General features: G+C 40.7%; 17 protein-coding genes and 1 pseudogene. 2 read left to right on the top strand and 16 right to left on the bottom strand.

The window, feature by feature from the left end; genetic code table 11:
- Nucleotides 1-12 precede the first annotated feature (12 nt).
- The 7 genes from E0E32_RS19455 to E0E32_RS19485 form a co-directional block, all read right to left on the bottom strand.
- Entirely contained in the window at nucleotides 13-438 is a 426-nt protein-coding gene (locus E0E32_RS19455; protein WP_130860565.1) for a DUF1801 domain-containing protein, read from the bottom strand.
- Between the two features lie 286 nt (nucleotides 439-724).
- Nucleotides 725-1,474, bottom strand: coding sequence for a glucosamine-6-phosphate deaminase (locus tag E0E32_RS19460; protein ID WP_161485682.1), 750 nt, complete (start codon nucleotides 1,472-1,474; stop codon nucleotides 725-727).
- Nucleotides 1,471-3,978 carry a hypothetical protein gene (locus E0E32_RS19465; RefSeq protein WP_130860566.1) on the bottom strand — a complete coding sequence of 836 codons (2,508 nt, stop codon included), beginning with the start codon at nucleotides 3,976-3,978 and terminating at the stop codon, nucleotides 1,471-1,473. The genes E0E32_RS19460 and E0E32_RS19465 overlap by 4 nt, the downstream gene beginning before the upstream one ends.
- A gap of 16 nt (nucleotides 3,979-3,994) precedes the next feature.
- Nucleotides 3,995-4,819 (bottom strand): carbohydrate ABC transporter permease, encoded by an 825-nt coding sequence (locus E0E32_RS19470; protein ID WP_066190270.1) that lies wholly within the window; start codon nucleotides 4,817-4,819, stop codon nucleotides 3,995-3,997.
- A gap of 1 nt (nucleotide 4,820) precedes the next feature.
- On the bottom strand, nucleotides 4,821-5,681 hold the full coding sequence (locus E0E32_RS19475) for a carbohydrate ABC transporter permease (RefSeq protein ID WP_130860567.1): 861 nt from the start codon (nucleotides 5,679-5,681) through the stop codon (nucleotides 4,821-4,823).
- An 87-nt stretch (nucleotides 5,682-5,768) separates the two neighbouring features.
- Nucleotides 5,769-7,025 (bottom strand): ABC transporter substrate-binding protein, encoded by a 1,257-nt coding sequence (locus E0E32_RS19480; protein ID WP_165445092.1) that lies wholly within the window; start codon nucleotides 7,023-7,025, stop codon nucleotides 5,769-5,771.
- A 132-nt stretch (nucleotides 7,026-7,157) separates the two neighbouring features.
- Nucleotides 7,158-8,294, bottom strand: a complete 1,137-nt coding sequence (locus E0E32_RS19485) for an ROK family transcriptional regulator (protein WP_165445093.1) — start codon at nucleotides 8,292-8,294, stop codon at nucleotides 7,158-7,160.
- 216 nt (nucleotides 8,295-8,510) lie between these two features.
- On the opposite strand from E0E32_RS19485, the gene dps reads away from it, so the two are divergent.
- Nucleotides 8,511-8,996 (top strand): DNA starvation/stationary phase protection protein Dps, encoded by a 486-nt coding sequence (gene dps, locus E0E32_RS19490; RefSeq protein ID WP_066190257.1) that lies wholly within the window; start codon nucleotides 8,511-8,513, stop codon nucleotides 8,994-8,996.
- A 189-nt stretch (nucleotides 8,997-9,185) separates the two neighbouring features.
- Nucleotides 9,186-9,316, top strand: a pseudogene (locus E0E32_RS22735) (NAD-dependent formate dehydrogenase); the annotation flags it as partial.
- 86 nt (nucleotides 9,317-9,402) lie between these two features.
- Here the strand turns inward: E0E32_RS22735 and E0E32_RS19500 are convergent.
- The 9 genes from E0E32_RS19500 to rfbA all read right to left on the bottom strand — a co-directional run bounded on the left by E0E32_RS19500 (nucleotide 9,403) and on the right by rfbA (nucleotide 16,991).
- A complete protein-coding gene (locus E0E32_RS19500; RefSeq protein WP_165445094.1) occupies nucleotides 9,403-9,825 on the bottom strand; it encodes a hypothetical protein in 423 nt (140 codons plus the stop codon).
- 1 nt (nucleotide 9,826) lies between these two features.
- Entirely contained in the window at nucleotides 9,827-10,126 is a 300-nt protein-coding gene (locus E0E32_RS19505; RefSeq protein WP_130860572.1) for a hypothetical protein, read from the bottom strand.
- A gap of 131 nt (nucleotides 10,127-10,257) precedes the next feature.
- Nucleotides 10,258-11,952: a DUF6044 family protein gene (locus E0E32_RS19510; protein WP_066190222.1), complete on the bottom strand. Its 1,695-nt coding sequence runs from the start codon at nucleotides 11,950-11,952 to the stop codon at nucleotides 10,258-10,260.
- Entirely contained in the window at nucleotides 11,915-13,045 is a 1,131-nt protein-coding gene (gene rffA / locus E0E32_RS19515; RefSeq protein ID WP_066190219.1) for a dTDP-4-amino-4,6-dideoxygalactose transaminase, read from the bottom strand. The genes E0E32_RS19510 and rffA overlap by 38 nt, the downstream gene beginning before the upstream one ends.
- 4 nt (nucleotides 13,046-13,049) lie before the next feature.
- Nucleotides 13,050-13,406, bottom strand: coding sequence for an EamA family transporter (locus E0E32_RS19520; RefSeq protein ID WP_066190216.1), 357 nt, complete (start codon nucleotides 13,404-13,406; stop codon nucleotides 13,050-13,052).
- Nucleotide 13,407: 1 nt separating this feature from the next.
- Nucleotides 13,408-14,100 carry a GNAT family N-acetyltransferase gene (locus E0E32_RS19525; RefSeq protein WP_130860573.1) on the bottom strand — a complete coding sequence of 231 codons (693 nt, stop codon included), beginning with the start codon at nucleotides 14,098-14,100 and terminating at the stop codon, nucleotides 13,408-13,410.
- The gene (locus tag E0E32_RS19530) at nucleotides 14,097-15,062 is read right to left on the bottom strand and encodes a glycosyltransferase family 2 protein (RefSeq protein ID WP_130860574.1); all 966 of its coding nucleotides are present in this window, start codon (nucleotides 15,060-15,062) and stop codon (nucleotides 14,097-14,099) included. The genes E0E32_RS19525 and E0E32_RS19530 overlap by 4 nt, the downstream gene beginning before the upstream one ends.
- Nucleotides 15,038-16,066 carry a dTDP-glucose 4,6-dehydratase gene (gene rfbB, locus E0E32_RS19535; protein WP_066190207.1) on the bottom strand — a complete coding sequence of 343 codons (1,029 nt, stop codon included), beginning with the start codon at nucleotides 16,064-16,066 and terminating at the stop codon, nucleotides 15,038-15,040. The genes E0E32_RS19530 and rfbB overlap by 25 nt, the downstream gene beginning before the upstream one ends.
- On the bottom strand, nucleotides 16,059-16,991 hold the full coding sequence (gene rfbA, locus E0E32_RS19540) for a glucose-1-phosphate thymidylyltransferase RfbA (RefSeq protein ID WP_066190203.1): 933 nt from the start codon (nucleotides 16,989-16,991) through the stop codon (nucleotides 16,059-16,061). Before rfbA ends, rfbB begins: the two co-directional genes overlap by 8 nt.
- Nucleotides 16,992-17,240: the final 249 nt, after the last annotated feature.

Consider the following 17,240-nt stretch of genomic DNA (forward strand, 5'->3'; position numbering starts at 1 on the left):
CTGTATACCTCCTTATTCGTCGGGATAGTGAGCTTGCAGAAACTGAACGGATTGCATGATTAATTCCCGCAATACATCTTCATCTATATCAGCCAGCTTATTCACATAAACACAGCCTTTACCCGCCTTATGCTTACCGAACTTCTCCAGTAATGGCGCGCGACTGTCATCTCCAGTTGCAATATAAAGGCTGAACTTTGCCTTACGAGGCGAAAAGCCAACAAGTGGAGCGTCTCCTTCATGACCAGTATCATATTTATAATGATAACGACCAAATCCGATAATACTAGTCCCCCACATTTTTGCTTCCTTTCCGGTTGTCTCTGTAAAAATATCTAATAAACGATAGGCATCCTCACGTTTGCGCTCGCTCTCTACTTTTTCAATAAATTCAATCACACTGTTGTCGGTTTCTTTTGTTTTTAGTTCATATGCCATTTGATTCAGCTCCTTTTTGTACATACTCATTTGGACAACTACCATGCTAAACCGTTATATTGTTTCATGCTTCCTATTATAACGGAAAACAGTAGTTTGTGGTATTGTCAAAGAAGCAGTGTTGATTAACATTATGTTATATAATAGGTGAAAAATAAAGGAAGGAAATAGTTGAGGAGAAAACAAATAATATATCGTAATATCCCCGCCATCCACATTTATCCCGGATGCTTCTCTTCAAATCCAGAAATTCACCTCGGGATAAATGCTGAATGCGAAAGGTTGACTACATTGCTTCATAGTTAGGATAGCTATCTTCTGTACATAATAGCTGAAAATGGTGATGCGTACGCAAGATGCTAGCTGGACATTGAGAAGAAACTTGTTCATAAAGCAAAGCGTAGACAGCGGGGCGTTTATTCGCTCCTGATGCAATAATGACCGCCTTGTCTGCCTCCATGATCTGAGACACTCCCAAAGTCAATCCCTGTTCAGGCGCTTGCTGTTGATCTGCAAAGTACTTAGCGCCAACCGACGTGGTGGTTTCCTCTAAGTGCACTACATGGGCCTCTTTGGTGAAATCTACTCCTGGTTCATTAAAACCAATATGTCCATTAACACCAATGCCCAAAACCGTCAGATCAATCCCTCCCAGTTCTTTAATCGTTGTATTAATTTGACGGCATTCCTCCTCTACATCATCCGCTTTTGCATCAAACCCATGAATCTGACTTTCAGCGATCTGTAATGGTTCAAACAAATTGGTATATAAAAAATGTTGACAACTTCCTTCATCCTGCTTATCCAGCCCCACCCATTCATCTAACAGGACAAAATGGGACTGACTAAAATCGGCTTCGTTTCTCCTTTGTGCCTCCACCAAATAACGCATCATTCCTTTTGGCGTGTCACCAGCTGCCAGACAAAAACAAGCATTTGGTTTTTGTTTCACTTGACGAATCACTTCAGCTGCAGCAAGACTGGATAATGCCTCATAATCTGCCACTACATTCAGCAGTGTTTGTTTGGATATCACATGCATTCTCCTCTATTTTTTATCGTTATTTCTCCATCTATTGTCATTAATTCTTGGTCGGACTGGATACATTGAATCGTTAACGGGTCGGACCAGCCAAAGCGGCAATTCCCGATATGATCTTCTTGATAGCTTATTTCCAAGTTATGTTGATTGACCTGTACCCTTGCCGACTGTATATATGTCTGAAATTCTGCAAAGCTTGCAAATGTTGCCGCGGATCCCATTCTTAAAATCCAGACATTCTTACGCCCTGGGGAAATAAGCTCTCGTTGTCTATTAATACCTTCCTTCGTTAACGTGAAGCCGTTATTAGCATATACAGCCAGAAAATGATTCTCTTTTCTCAAGAAAAACCAGCTATTCTCTTGCACCACTTCATCAAAAGCAAATGTCGGGACATAAGCATGGGTGAAATCCACCTCATGATGGTCGATGTTAAAAAGAACAATCGCCAAGGATTCATGCTGTGCTACTTTGGGCAGCACCCCGTTACCTGCCCAATAGCTCGGCCTGCCGTTACCTTGTACACTTATTTCGCCGGGATGATTGATCCATACATTCGCCTCCGGCCCCATGCTTGCTTGTATTACATGCTCTTGATATCCTGCCTCTCCCTCTTTAAACTGGAGAGCTGAAGACAGCATACCAGTCGCCTCTTTATACGTATATAAATTCACATAACCATCCTGTCCTTGGCTATTCCTGTACAAGAGGGACTGACCAGCCGGCAGTCTCATATATGCAGCAAAAGTTTCAGGTGGTCTGTAAGAGGATAAAGATAGAGATACCGAGCCAAATGTTGCGTAATTCAACACTCCTTGTCCCCAGGCAATCCATGATAGATTGGTGGTTTGGGTATTGTAATTGCCTTTAAGCTCTTTTTCATATACCCTTCCTTGTGAACAGGTAAGAAAACCATGATAGCTATTCAATGCCAGCCATCTAAAGATTCTATCCAAAGCCGTTTTGGCCTTTACTCGTATATGACTAGCTGCAGCCAAATCATACAACGTGATCAAACCGATGACATTAATCGGCATATACGGTGCAGAATTCCATTCTAATAACCCTTCACTGAAAAAACGATCAAACCACTTATTCAAACGTTCTTCCGCTCTGTTATAATGTTCCTCCCCTTGAATACCAGCATTAACGAACCACTCATTTCCCCATAACTGTCCCGCCAATAGCTCGCAGGTGTGAAACATCAGGGCATGATTTTCACTATAAAACCACATCACATCATTCCCAGGTTCATCCATCCAGTATCGAAAGTTAAGTACCATTTGTTTTATGTTTGCCTTCCGTTCTTCCGTCATCATTGGGTGATCTGGATAATGGTATAACATCTTTAAGAACATCACCAAGCTAAAATCACTGCAATCTCCTCTATTATTAATGAGGTCCATTTCTAATTGCATGATCGATTCCAATAGATCCTGCTGCTGTTCCTCTGGCGTTTGACTTAGCATAGCAGCGAGTTTGTGAATATTAGGTTCACCATACTTGGATGTGAATGCCAAGGCTTGCTTTTTCCGCTCCTGCACCGAATCAGCCGGAGATGGGGAAAGATGAATAGGGAATATTTCTATACCAAACGGCTTGCTAATTGCAATAGCTCCCTTGACTGCCCTTACTTCAATGGCTGTATATCCCATCTGGAAGTCTTCTACTTTACCAAGCCTGACCTCCGTATCTCCTTGGTTAATCAAATAACTTCGATATTGCTGCTGACATCTTTCTACTTGCATTGCTATAGACATAGTAAAAGACGTCTCTGCTTCCGAATCCCATTGCAGATAGATATCTTCACTTGTAAAAGTATCTCTTGGGAAATAAGCCTGCGTCAGTAACGCTTCGATGTGTTTCATTTCATCTGCATGATGTTCCCCTATAGGCAGTACCACTTGAAGCGGTGTTTTGTCTTGATAGTCCAAACGAAAAGAAAATTTTGTATCTCTCTCTGCCAAATCATCATAATAGATCTCCACTCTGTTCCGCCCTTTCTGAAGTCGGCACGTCATGGTCGTGGAAGAAAGTTCATTTCTAGTAAACGGTGCAAAACTAGTCGATAGCTCACCATTCACCCATATCTGGATCCCGCCACACGTATACACTTGGAAAGAATAATCCTTTTCCTTTTCTGCATACCATTCTGCATAGGCCCTGGCTTCTATGTGCGTAGGGGTATCCCAAAATCCTTCCTTTTCTACTAATGGATTGCCAAAGGGAGTGTGCAGTTGCCATGATTGCTCCAGTTGAGATAAACCCGCATATACTTCGTCCTGTGGAAACAGGATCAACGGACTAGCTGGTTTTCTTTCTTTTAAAAATTGTTTTCTGCCAGGGTACTCATGGATAGCGAAGCCTTCCAACAGCCAATCATTGATCCCGCCCTCTTGGACAAATTCCTCAAATATTTTGGGTGTCTGAAATACGCCTAAAGTCAGCCATCTATTAACGGCTTCTCCCTGTTGAATTGTGTAATGGAGTTTTTGCACCCTTATTCACCCTTTCTTAATCCTTTAGCCCTGCGACCATAATTCCTTGTACAAAGAATCGTTGGAAAAATAGGAATATGATAATCATTGGTACCATCGTAACTACCGCCATCGCCAAAAGTGGTCCCCAGTCAACCGAATATTCTCCGACAAAATTGGCTAACGCTAGTTCCAAGGTATACAGCCTGGTATCTGAAATAGCAATCAATGGCCAGATATAATCCTGCCACCGCCACATCACAGAGAAAATCGTCAATGTGGCTATAACTGGCTTGGCCAAAGGTATAATAATTCGTGTGAAAATCTGCCATTCATTTGCTCCATCTATTTTTGCCGCTTCAATCATTTCATCTGGTAGAGACAAAATATACTGCCTGATTAAAAACACCCCTGTTGGTGTAGCAGCTGGCGGAATAATAATGCCCCAAATGGAATTATATAAACCTAATGTCTTCAATACCAGAAACATAGGAATCATTAATGCCTCTAGTGGAATCATTAACGTCGATAAGAATAGAATTAAAATAATCGTACTGCCACGGAACTTGAACTTCGCCAGTGCATAACCTGCCATCGTATTGATTAGCAGGGTGATCAATGTGGCAATGACCGTAACAAACACAGTATTAAAGAAATACCGACCAAAATTGGCTTCACGAAATGCACTAAAATAATTTTCAAACGTCACCTCCGCAGGAAAAATCGTCGGCGGCCAGGCAAATAATTCAGAACCTGTCTTCAAAGAAGAACTGACTACCCATAAGATTGGAAACAACATGATCACGGACAATAAAATCAGAATTACATAGTACACCCATTGATATTTTTTTGCTGTCTCCATATTACACACGCCCCCCATCGCTTACTTTCCATTGAACAAAGGTGATAATCGCCATGATGATGAATAAGACAAGAGAAAGGGCACTTCCCATTCCTAAGTTACCTTGATCAAAACCTGTTTCATAGGTATATTGAACATAATATTTCGTTGCATCAATAGGTCCACCGCCTGTTAACGAAACGACTAAGGCGAATGTCTTGAAAAACTCAATAAAACTTAGAATAACTACCAATAGAGTAATCGGCTTTAACATCGGAAGGGTAATTTTTGTAAATTTCGTCCACCCTGTTGCCCCATCTATATCAGCAGCCTCATATAATGATGGTGAAATACCCTGTAATCCGGCGATAAAGATCACCATAAAAAAGCCAACTCTGGCCCAGATCGTTACCATAATCACCGATATATTGGCCATAATTGGATCAAGCAGCCAATCCACTGCATCCAGTGATAGGGAAGTCAGTATATAGTTAAGCAGCCCTGTATCTTTTTGCAGAATCCAATTCCACATTAAACCCGCGACAATAAACGAAATCATTACCGGTAAATAAAAGATAGTGCGAAACATGTTGGCAAACCTTAATTTTCTCGTTAACAACCAAGCTAGCCCCAAGGCGCTAATCACCGTACAAGGTACAACGACGATGACATAGATAAACGTCCTTGTCAGCATATCCCAAAAACCTTCATCTGAGAATATCTTGATAAAATTATCTAGTCCTACAAATATCGGATCAGAAATTCCATTCCACTCTGTAAAGGCGTAATATACACCAAAAATCGCCGGCAGTCCCACAAACACACCAAAAATAATCATGTTTGGCAATAAAAATGCATACGGCACCCATGAACGAGTTCTCATCTATGTTGTCCTCCCTGTTACCTACTTTTACTGTTTTGTAATACCTGCCCTCCCTTTTGCCGAAGGACAGGTACAAATTTTCTTAGATTATTCGATCTCTGCGTTTTCGACAATTTGATCCATTGCCTCTTGCGCATTTAATTCACCTGATAACGTCTTTTGAACATTTTCTGTTAAAAGCGTTTCCACAGCTGGCATATTTGGATTCTCCCAATCCAATGTCGGAATCTGTGATGTTACACTAAGTTCGTCGGCAAATACCTGCATTTCTTCGCTTCTTACATCATATTCAATCTCTGCGTTATCTTTTCGTGTACTTAAAAAGGATGATTCGGAAACAAATTGCTCATTCACCTCTTGAGAAGCAAAATAAAGTAAGAAGTCCGCTACCGCCTCTTTATGCTCAGAATCTTCAAAGCCTACCATTTGCTTGCCACCTGCCACTGAGGATCGCTGTGTTCCTTCTGGCATATACGTGACACCCCAATCAAAGTCCGCATTTTCTTCATAATTTTGCACATTCCAATTACCTGATAGATGCATAGCGGCTTGGCCAGACCTGAATAACGAGTTCGGATTTTCTCCACCTAACCAAATCGAGCTAGGAATTAACTCTTTCTCATGTAATTCTTGAAAGTATTCTAAGGCCTCAACGGATGCTGGTTCATTTACGGTTAATGATGTTTGATCTTCACTAAATATGCTTCCTCCATTTTGATAAATCAAAGTAGAATATCTGGATGGTGATAGATCATACGCCAAGCCAAATCTGGCATCACTATTATCACTTACTTGTTGCAGGGCAGCTTCAAATTCGGCCCAATCCCAGACATCATCTGGTGAGGCAGGCACCTCCACACCGGCTTGCTCAAAATATTCTTTATTATAAAATAATCCATGTGCTGTTAAGTCAGTCGGTATGCCATAAACGGCATCGTCCCTTACAACAGTTGGAATGGCAACATCTGAAAATTGATCGAGAAACGCATCTTTGTCATCTAGATACGGGGTTAAATCTAAAAGGGCATCCTGAACGTGATTAATCCCTGATATTCTGGCCAAGTCTGGCGCATCTCCGCCAGACACCCGCGTTCTAATTCGAGTTAGTAAATCATCATAGGGTGTATCAATAATATTAAAAGTAACGTCTGGATTCTCTTCTGTATATTGATCGGTTATTTCTTTAAACACGTCTCCTTCATTACCATCACTAAACCAAATGACATCAAGTGTTATCTGATCTGCATTTTCCTCTCCAGAAGATTCCTCCCCATTATCGGAACAGCCGGCGAGTAATAAACTAAAAGACAACAACAAGACACTTATAGCAAATAACTTTTTCATTATAACTTCCTCCCCTTTTAGGAATGTTTTATATGTCAAAACAAACATAACGTTTGCTTCGTTTTATAATGAATCGCTTTCATTACCCTGCAAAACATACTCCTGTTTACTGACAGGAGATGATTTCATCTTTCACAACAAATTGTTTTCTTCTACTTCTTGAAAGGAATAATTGACCGCTCCAATCGCTCCAGCCATACTGCTTAAAGTCGCTAATTCAATCTCTGTTTTGATCGGTGTTAATTCATCCACTCTGGCTTGAAGCTTTGGAAGTACAACAGCCATAGATTCTGAAACCCCTCCACCTATTACGACTTTTTCCGGATTAAGCAAATTAATACTATTTACAATAACCACCGCTAACTCTTCCATAAATTCATTAATAATCAGGACAGCTTCTTCCTTGCCTTGACGATATTGTTCGAATACTTCTTCGGCAGAATACTGTTCGGTTCTGATCCCTTCACCGGAGGCTTTACTTTCAAATACACCAAATTTCTTTAATTGATTAAATCGCTTATTTCTAATATCTTCACGCGAAATCTGATAGCCAATTTCTCCACTCATAAAATCTGCACCATAGATAAGTTTACCTTCTGAAATAATAGCGCTACCAATTCCCGTCCCAATCGCAATAAAGAAAATATGATCACGATTATCCCCAGAACCAAGCCACCTCTCCCCAAGAGCTGCACAGTTCACATCGTTATTAATAAACACAGGGAATGAAAAGGCTTCTTGCAACTGTTCTCTTAAAGGAACATCTCTCCATTGCAGCGCTGGTGATTCAAATACCATCCCTGTTTCTGGATTGGTAAAACCAGGAACTCCTACTCCTAATGAAACAATACTGTCTCTTGCTACTTGGGAGTCATTGATTGCCTCCTCAATAAAATCAATCAATTCGCTCATTTTATTGGTCGATGCAATACGTCGTTCATACACCTTGTTCCCAATTAAATCTGTCATAATCATTTGAATCTTGGTTCCACCAATATCCACGCCAATTCCTATTTTAGAACTAGGATTAAATCGTAGCATCGATCTTTTTCGACCACCTCGTTCGGTGGACTTACCCTTCCCCATTTCCTCCACTAACTTTCTGCTTACTAATTCTTCAATAATGGAAGAAACCGTTGCCTTACTTAACTTTAAATCTTTGGCAATCTCTGTCCTGCTTATTTCTTCACTTGACTTGATCTTATCCAGTACCATGGATCGATTGATTCGTTTGATAATATCGAATTTGCTCGCCTCTGTCTGATGCATGGGATAAACTCCTAACATAAATTTTTATGGCAATGTTAGTTTGTTTTAAAATCTAACTAACTAAATAATAACACCATTTTCTAAAAATGCAACCTTTATTTTTAGAAAACGATATAAACTGGCTTTTTTTCAATAAATTGCGTTTCATTTGGACAAGGCATGGGAATAACAATAATGATGAGATAATTAATGATTTTTCTTCAGGAGGTAATCAATATGATGCAATTTAGAGAAACAAAATCCGAACAAGGCAGAAAAGAATTAATGGAGTTACTGAATAAACATGTAACTAATTTAACGGATCTCTTTATTCAGACAAAACTAGCACATTGGAATGTACGCGGTCCTCGGTTTATTGCTTATCACGAGTTCTTTGATGACTTAGCAGGACGCCTGCCAGAAGCCATTGACATGCTCGCAGAACAAGTCGGTACCTTGGGAGGAACAGCTGGTAAACCAATTCAATTCATGGCACAGGAGACATCCGTTCCAGCATGGCGATTAGAAGACAGTAAAGACATCGTGGTGATAGAGGCATTAACTGAACGCTGGGCTATTGTTGCTAACAGTCTCCGCGAAGCAATTGATGTTGCTGAAGGAATTGACGCGAATACAGCAGATTTATTTACCGAAGTATCCCGTCAGCTTGATAAAGATCTCTGGTTCTTAGAGTCACACTTGTCTGATGGTAGTTCCGATTAATTAATTATTGATTAAATTAATCGTTGGATGAATGTTGTAGTATACCCGTTGCTGTTACAAATCACTTTTTAGGAATAATTAAAAAGAGTGATATATGTGATAGCAACGGGTTTTTTTGTACACTTTTTTCTAAAATAGAGGATATTCTCAAGCCTCAATAAGGGAGAGAATGCAAATGAAGATTGTAGCTCTGGGATGACCTTGGAAGCACAGGCACGTATTGAGGACGGTGTCAAAGATATTTTAAACCACTTCTCCAGGAAAAAGACGTGATTGTCGATGATAGGGGCATTGAAAACAGCAGCTATACAGCTGAGTAATATAGGAAAACGCAAGGGATGAACTTTTGCGTTTTTGTTTGCATTAACTACCTTTTTACAGTTTTTGATTCGCTGGTAAGCTCCATCTACATTTTCCCAATCCCATTAATAAAAAGACTAAATAATAAGCTTATCACCGTTAAACCAGCCATTGTGATGGCAAAAAGTCGAAAATTTTTCATTTCATAAATCGTAATACATGCACCTGCTAGAGATATTATCAGCCAGACAGGCAGAAAAATAGCATCAGCAATATTTACTGGAAATAGGGCATAACCACCAACAAGGAAAAAGACCCAATGAGTAAGCAGCAACCCTAAGACACCATAGGAAATCTTTCGGGGAGCTTTCTTTTGTTTGTATATCTCCACCACCAGAAAAATAGAAACGAGACAAGTCACCATCAAGATAAAGCCCATCAGCAGCATAAATAGCAAAGAAAGCCCAATAATGTCCACGCCCCTTTCCCTTTCATCCGATTCGATTTGGTCATGCACCACGTGCTCCACACTAATGATTGCTAAAAATATAACTAGAAATAGCAAAAAAGACAATCGCTACCACGATACTGAAGGTTAACGTGATATGTTCCTGATCCACGAGCTTCTTTTCCACTCCCAGCGTCATCATCAATAAGCCCATGCCAATCATTCCATACCCTAGCCAAACTTCCTCCAAGCCAATAGAAAGAAAAGCAAATACAACCACTCCTGCCATCAACATCAGCTTTACACTCAGAATGGGTAGAGGCGTATCCTTAAAGCCATTGATTTTATGAAAAATAATATCTCTCCTTAGATAACCGAACATCTTTATCTTCTCATTTTAACATGGATGAATGAGGTTAGCTAACAGGTTCCTCGCATTGTGATAAAACAAGCCTGCACCTTCTCACGGGTACAGGTTCTGTCTTTACTTTCATCTATGGAATGAATGCCAGACTATCCATTCGCCCTATACAAATAAATTTCCCATGGAGATTCTTTATCCGTAAAAACTTCCTCCAAATCTAAACTTAACGATTCGGCATTGCCAATCTCCATTGCAGACAAGATATACTCGCCCCCAAGCGCTTGAAGGGCGTCTGTGTTAATATCCAATTGTTCGATCGGCTCGTTTTTATCCTTGGTATACATATAATTTTCCCCATGTTCGGCTACATACATATACAATCTGCCCCCCCAGTTATCGAAATAATTTTTCAAGTGAGGATTTTTTTCCAATTCTCCGGAAATAATCTCACGAAACGCATGCTTATACGCTAAAGAAAAACTATTATTATACGTATCCAGGGTGTAAAAACCATTGAATTGGGCAATTGTCGGGTGCATTCCAATACTAACTACGCGGTAACTGCTGGGATCTTCGCCAATATACTCCTGAATATCTGCAAATAGATCTTCCGAATAAAATTCTTCAAAGCTTGGCGTACCAACTTCCCTATATTTTATATCCTCTGTTAAAACAAATAAAAACATGCACTGCCCAACGACAGCCAACATCGCTAAATACTTTCCGAATTTAAGGTGTTTCCACATAATCAGCAGGGCAAGCGCAAAAATAATATACCAAATTGGCGGGTCTAAAAAGTGGATCCGAGCAAAATTAAACTCATTAACAATCGAGATATGATCCTTAATCAGACGCCAGCCTTCCCAATACCAGAAGGCATACCAGAACGACAATACCAGATTGGCTAAGAATAAGATCATTAATAATTTAGGCTGACGATTTTTCAGAATGGCTGTCAAAAGAGCAAGAAGCATAAAAGGAACAATAATATAGGCTTGATGGGCCTCGTCATGGGTATGTCCATACAGAAAATTCTCCCATCCCAATTCATAACTTCGTTGAAAGGTATTTTCTCCTAACTCCAGTTCTGCTCGATGGGAAGTGAAATCAGAACTAAAAAACATCGAGGTAATCAGCAAATAATTTTTCAGCAGATAGATACTCGTCATTCCTGCTATAGCAGTAAAAAACGCCCAGTTCCAATTACCAAAACGGATACGATCAACGAACCACCATATCCCCATAATTGCCAAAAAGAATACAAAGCTCAAGATAAAATTCGAGAAAAACGGGATCAAAAATAAGAGCAGCCATACGTGCCTTGGCGCCTGTTTACGGTATTTACGTATCATTAAAAAGCCATACAAAGCCAGCGGTATCCCTGCAATCGATAAAGCACCCGAAGGCCAGTAGGGAAGCAAGGCAAACGCCAACGGTACGCCTACTTTTATCCACGGACTGGTTTCTTCTTTTAATATAAACCTCGTTAATAATAAATACATCCCAAAGAAAGCGGCAAAGCGCATCACTGTTTCACTAATCGTATAGGCGGCCATCGGTTCAAAAAGGACATATAACCAAACCACGGCATCGAAAGCTGACGGTAGAGCACTTCGTGGTAACCCATTCACGGCATATGGAAGCTGAATATCTTGCAAGGTGAAAATATGACCACTTTCAGCTAACACCTTATACCAGACAATATTGGAATCCATATTGTCATGGACACGAATATGAGTAGCTTCACCGAATATTAGATAAGGGGATAGGTAAGCCAGGATAACCAGACACCCTATCCAAATCCATTTAGCCTTCATAAAATTGTTGAATCTTTTCCACCACATAAGCTACATCCCTTTTACTCATTCCATAATAAAGTGGTAAACGCAGTAATTTATTGCTTTCATTGGTCGTATAACGATCAATCCCGTGAAATCTGCCATATTTCTTACCAGCGGTTGAAGTGTGCAATGGCACATAATGGGTAACGGTCATAATATCTTGCGCTGTTAGCCATTCCATCAATCGTGGTCTACTCGTTGGATGGACCGTTTTGATGAAAAAGAGATGGGCATTATGCTTGGCATACGCGGGGATATATGGAACCTCTAGCATACCGCTTGTCGCCAAAGCACGTAATCCTTCTTCATAAGCATACCAGCTTGACAATCGATCCTGATTAATGGCTTCAGCATGGTCCAGCTGAACCGATAAATAGGCAGCATTCAGCTCGCTCAATAGATAAGAAGAGCCAATATCACGCCAGCTGTATTTATCAACCTCTCCTCTAATAAACTGGGAGCGGTCTGTTCCTTTTTCCTGGATGATTTCTGCACGGGTGATCAGGGTTTTGTCGTTGACCAGCAAGGCACCACCCTCTCCACAACCATAATTCTTCGTTTCATGAAAACTAATGGTTCCTAAGTGACCAATCGTACCAAGCGGCTGTCCATTGTACTGGCTCATCAATGCTTGTGCAGCGTCTTCCATCACCCATAACTTATGCTGATTTGCAATCGCCATTATACGGTCCATATCACAGGCCACACCTGCGTAATGTACTACCATAATGGCCTTTGTTCGTTCGGTTACTGCTGCTCTCACTTGTTCCGGATCGATATTCATCGTGGCTGGATCTACATCGACAAACACGATTTGCGCTCCCCTTAAGGCAAATGCATTGGCAGTTGAGACAAAGGTGTAAGAAGGCATAATCACCTCGTCTCCCGACTGAATATCAATCAGCAAGGCACACATCTCCAATGCCGCTGTACAAGAAGGGGTCAGCAGTGCTTTTTTGGTATGTAATTGTTGCTCTAACCATGCCGCACACTGCTTACCGAAAACACCATTGCCGGACATTTTCCGATTGGCAATAGCTTGAGCGATTGCTTGCTCTTCTTCTCCGATATAACATGGTTTGTTAAAAGGTATCATCTGCTCACCTCATTACGATAATCCCAATGATAATTAAGGCAAAGCCAATCATTTTTTGTGGATTGACTGGCTCGGCAAATAGAATCGCTGACAGGATAAATACTAAGACAAAGGAAAGACTCATAAATGGATAGGCATAGCTAATATCGAATTTCGTCATGGCAGCCATCCAGCTTAAAGCCGCTAGAAAGGCAGCAAAAAAACCAGACAATATCCATGGATTCCCAATCATTTGCACTAAGAAAATAAATTTATCGAAAAGCCCTTCCGGTAATTCCCCTTGGCGATCCATCGTCCATTTAATAATTAACTGTCCATATACGGTAAAGATAATCGTTGCTGCAATATATAAATATCCCAATTTAATCTCCCCCAACCGAGCCATTTACTTTATGATAAATATCCTTACAAGGACCCATCCGAAAGCCTACGCCAAGGAACACATTCAACGAGGCAGGGTTACTGGGAGAAATCGATGTAATCAGTTTGTCAGCATCGGTTCGTTCCCATTGTTCCTGTAAACAAGCCGCTGCAAACGGTGTGGCAAAGCCCTTGCCCCGAACCCTTTTGTGCATCGCCATCAGGAGAACATGTTCCTCTTGATAGGCAAAAAAACCATCCACATTTCCTTGCTGTACATAAGCAAGAATCAAATCTTGATCGATTAAATCTTTCACCCAATTACGATAACGTAAATCGGCTAAATCATTAGGGACATTAAAATCACGATGATAGCGTCCGCCTTGAAACGCTCCTTCTGCAATAGTCAGCACCTGATCGTTGTCATAATCTTTGGTAAAGGTGATATCACCAGCACGATCAGCCAAGAAGTGCTCTCGCTTGCAAAAGGGTTCTGATAAGGTATCCACATAGTAGAAGCCATATTGCTGCAATATGGACTTATCAGCAAACGGATCCACCTTTATTGTAAAATGACCTTCGACTTTGTTGGTTTCTTGCAAGGCTTCCTCCCTATATTCCGTTAGTTGATAAGTAGCGATAGCAAAATTACGCCGGTCCCATGGTGTTGCTTCTAAAAAGGTATTGTTGCTCATTGCCTATCTCCTTTCTTTTCCGCATTAGCATCGGTCACATCCCTAATTAAGTAGATGGGCCGATTTTTCGTTTCGTTGAAAATTTTCCCCAAATACAAGCCAATAATGCCAAACTGAAAAAAAATCAGCCCGCCAATAAAGAAAAGCGAGACCATCACACTGGTCCATCCTTGCACAGGTTCTGCCAAAAAAAAGTAGCGAGTAAATAAATATAGTGCATAGATAAACGAAAGTGTAGCCATCAAGAAGCCGACGGTAATCGAAAGCCGTAGTGGCTTATTAGACTGTGATACGATAGCGTCCGTAGCAAGTACCACTAGTTTGCGAAAATGGTACGAGGATTTACCTTCTTTCCTTGCATCATGCTGAACGGGAAGCTTGGTTTGCTTATAACCAATCCACTTGATAAAAAGCGGAAAATAGCGATTCTGTTCTCGTAATTCGCGATAACTTTCAACAACTTTGCGGGATACAATACTGTAATTGGCAATCGTTGCATCACTTTTTTGACCACTGAAGTAGTCATATATTCTGTAAAATAATTTCGAGGATAGTTTTTTCATCGATCGATCCTGTCGTACCATGCGCTGAGCAAATACAACATCGTAACCTTCCAACGCCTTGTAGTATAAGGATATGATTTCCTCTGGTCGATCCTGCAAGTCACAGTCCATCACCACCACCCAATCTCCGGCAGTAAAATCAAGTCCAGCAGTAATGGCATGATGCTGACCAAAATTACGCGTTAAATCAATCCCCTTCACCTGTGGATCTTGGGTATGCAGATTTGTAATTACTTCCCAAGCATGATCAGGACTTGCATCATTAACAAGCAGAATTTCGTAGCGAGCTGGAATGGACTGAATCGTTTGTTTGACGCGATCACATAATTCTGCTAAGCAAGTCTTACAGCCATAAACCGGGACAACGACAGAGATCAGCGGTTGGTTGTTCTTTTCCATTTCTCCACGTACCAATCTACCGTTTGTTTCAGTCCATTCGTCAATGATGTCACTGGTTGCCAGCCTAACTCTCTCTTTGTTTTACTTGCATTTACGGCATAACGGCGATCATGCCCCTTTCGATCTTCCACAAAGGTCATCAGCTGTTCAAAACGTTCTAAGCGATATTGCCGCAGAAGTTCGGGACACACTTGATCTAAAAGCTGACAAACTTGTTTGGTTATCGTGATATTGGTCTGCTCATTTTCCCCGCCAACATTATAAGTTTCCATTGGTCTACCTTGATGATAGATCAAATCAATCGCCTCACAATGATCATGAACATAGAGCCAATCTCGAATATTTTGACCATCTCCGTAAATAGGAATGGACTCATTGGCAAGCGCATGCCGAATAATAGTAGGAAGCAGCTTTTCTTCATGTTGTCTCGGACCATAATTATTCGAACAAGAGGAAATCACAATATTCATCCCATAGGTATAGCCAAAGCTCTTTACCAACAGATTGGCACTAGCCTTGGAGGCACTATAAGGATTTCGCGGGTCATACGGGGTGTCTTCGGTAAATTGACCTTCTTCACCTAATGAGCCATAGATTTCGTCCGTGGATATCTGGTGAAAACGACGGGATTTTAGTTCCCCTTTTTCTTCCCAATTCTTATACGCCGTTTGCAGGATATTCATGGTCCCTACCACATTGGTATGAATAAAAGGAATGGAGTCGGCAATTGAACGATCCACATGGGATTCTGCAGCAAAATGAATCACCCCATCAATATCCTCTTGATTAAAAATGTCCTCGATAAGCTTCAGATCAGCGATATCTCCTTCCACAAAAGTATAATAGGAATCCTCTGTGATACTGCTGAGATTTTGAAGAGAGCCAGCATACGTCAACTTATCCATATTGATAATTCTGTCTTCTGGGTGTTGCTGCCGATAATAATGGATGAAATTGGAGCCGATAAAACCGGCCCCACCTGTAATTAGTATGGTTTTATTCATTTTCCACCAGTCCTAACATGGGATGATGATCAATGGAATCCCAATATTGTTGATGGTGTTTGCGACCTGCTATTTCCATTAAATATTGTCCATAGTCGTTTTTCTCCATCGCCTTTCCTTTTTCGTATAATGCGTCTTTAGAAATATAGCCCATATAGAAGGCGATCTCTTCTAAACAAGCAATCTTGAAGCCTTGACGCTGCTGGGTGGTCTTGATAAACTCACCTGCTTCAAATAATGATTCCTGTGTGCCGGCATCCATCCAGGCAAAGCCGCGGCCTAACAGTTCCACATGTAACTGCCCAAATTTTAAATACTCCTTATTCAAGTCGGTAATCTCCAATTCACCACGATCGGATGGCTTTAATTTTTTTGCTAGTTGGACAGCGCGATGGTCATACATATATAGGCCGGTAACCGCAAAATCAGATTTGGGATCTTCTGGTTTTTCTTCGAGTGAAATAGCGCGTTGTTGATGATCAAATTCAACTACTCCAAATCGTTCAGGATCCTTGACACGATAACCAAAGATCGTTGCATGCTTATGCTCTTTGATCGCTTTCCTTAATAGTGTAGTAAAGCCCTGCCCAAAGAAGATATTGTCAGCAAGAATTAAGGTCACATCATCTTTTCCAATAAAGCCTTCTGCAATCACGAGGGCCTCTGGGATTCCTTTTGGCTCTTCTTGTACACGATACGTTAGGCTAAGGCCCAGCGAGGAACCATCTCCTAATAATCGTTCAAATCGTTCAGTATCTTCTGGTGTACTGATAATCATGATCTCTTTCAGTCCACCTAACATTAAGACAGACAGCGGGTAATAGATCATCGGTTTATCAAAAACAGGTAATAGGTGCTTATTTAAGCTATCCGTACTTGGTGATAACCGTGTGCCGCTTCCTCCGGCAAGAATAACACCCTTCATCCTTTTCACACACCTTCCCATATTATAATTTCACATTTTTTAGTACTTATTATAGAGGTTGTTCAAAAAGCCCAATAAAAATGACGCTTGGTTCTTTTTAAACGCATACTTATAGTTGTTAACTCATTATTCCTTTTTCTTGACCATTATAAACTTACATTATGATGTCAAATATGTTTCAAATTGAAATATTTTTTTCTTACTTTTTACTTAATCAAGACACTTTTCTTTTTTGTCATAGGAAACTGC

Source organism: Gracilibacillus phocaeensis (assembly GCF_900626275.1).
Lineage (GTDB): Bacteria > Bacillota > Bacilli > Bacillales > Amphibacillaceae > Gracilibacillus > Gracilibacillus timonensis.

Coding starts and splice junctions, on each gene's coding strand:
- E0E32_RS19455 (WP_130860565.1), bottom strand. CDS start 438: ATGGCATATGAACTAAAAACAAAAGAAACCGACAACAGTGTGATTGAA.
- E0E32_RS19470 (WP_066190270.1), bottom strand. CDS start 4,819: ATGGAGACAGCAAAAAAATATCAATGGGTGTACTATGTAATTCTGATT.
- E0E32_RS19475 (WP_130860567.1), bottom strand. CDS start 5,681: ATGAGAACTCGTTCATGGGTGCCGTATGCATTTTTATTGCCAAACATG.
- E0E32_RS19480 (WP_165445092.1), bottom strand. CDS start 7,025: ATGAAAAAGTTATTTGCTATAAGTGTCTTGTTGTTGTCTTTTAGTTTA.
- E0E32_RS19485 (WP_165445093.1), bottom strand. CDS start 8,294: ATGCATCAGACAGAGGCGAGCAAATTCGATATTATCAAACGAATCAAT.
- dps (WP_066190257.1), top strand. CDS start 8,511: ATGATGCAATTTAGAGAAACAAAATCCGAACAAGGCAGAAAAGAATTA.
- E0E32_RS19505 (WP_130860572.1), bottom strand. CDS start 10,126: ATGTTCGGTTATCTAAGGAGAGATATTATTTTTCATAAAATCAATGGC.
- E0E32_RS19510 (WP_066190222.1), bottom strand. CDS start 11,952: ATGTGGTGGAAAAGATTCAACAATTTTATGAAGGCTAAATGGATTTGG.
- rffA (WP_066190219.1), bottom strand. CDS start 13,045: ATGATACCTTTTAACAAACCATGTTATATCGGAGAAGAAGAGCAAGCA.
- E0E32_RS19525 (WP_130860573.1), bottom strand. CDS start 14,100: ATGAGCAACAATACCTTTTTAGAAGCAACACCATGGGACCGGCGTAAT.
- E0E32_RS19530 (WP_130860574.1), bottom strand. CDS start 15,062: ATGGAAAAGAACAACCAACCGCTGATCTCTGTCGTTGTCCCGGTTTAT.
- rfbB (WP_066190207.1), bottom strand. CDS start 16,066: ATGAATAAAACCATACTAATTACAGGTGGGGCCGGTTTTATCGGCTCC.
- rfbA (WP_066190203.1), bottom strand. CDS start 16,991: ATGAAGGGTGTTATTCTTGCCGGAGGAAGCGGCACACGGTTATCACCA.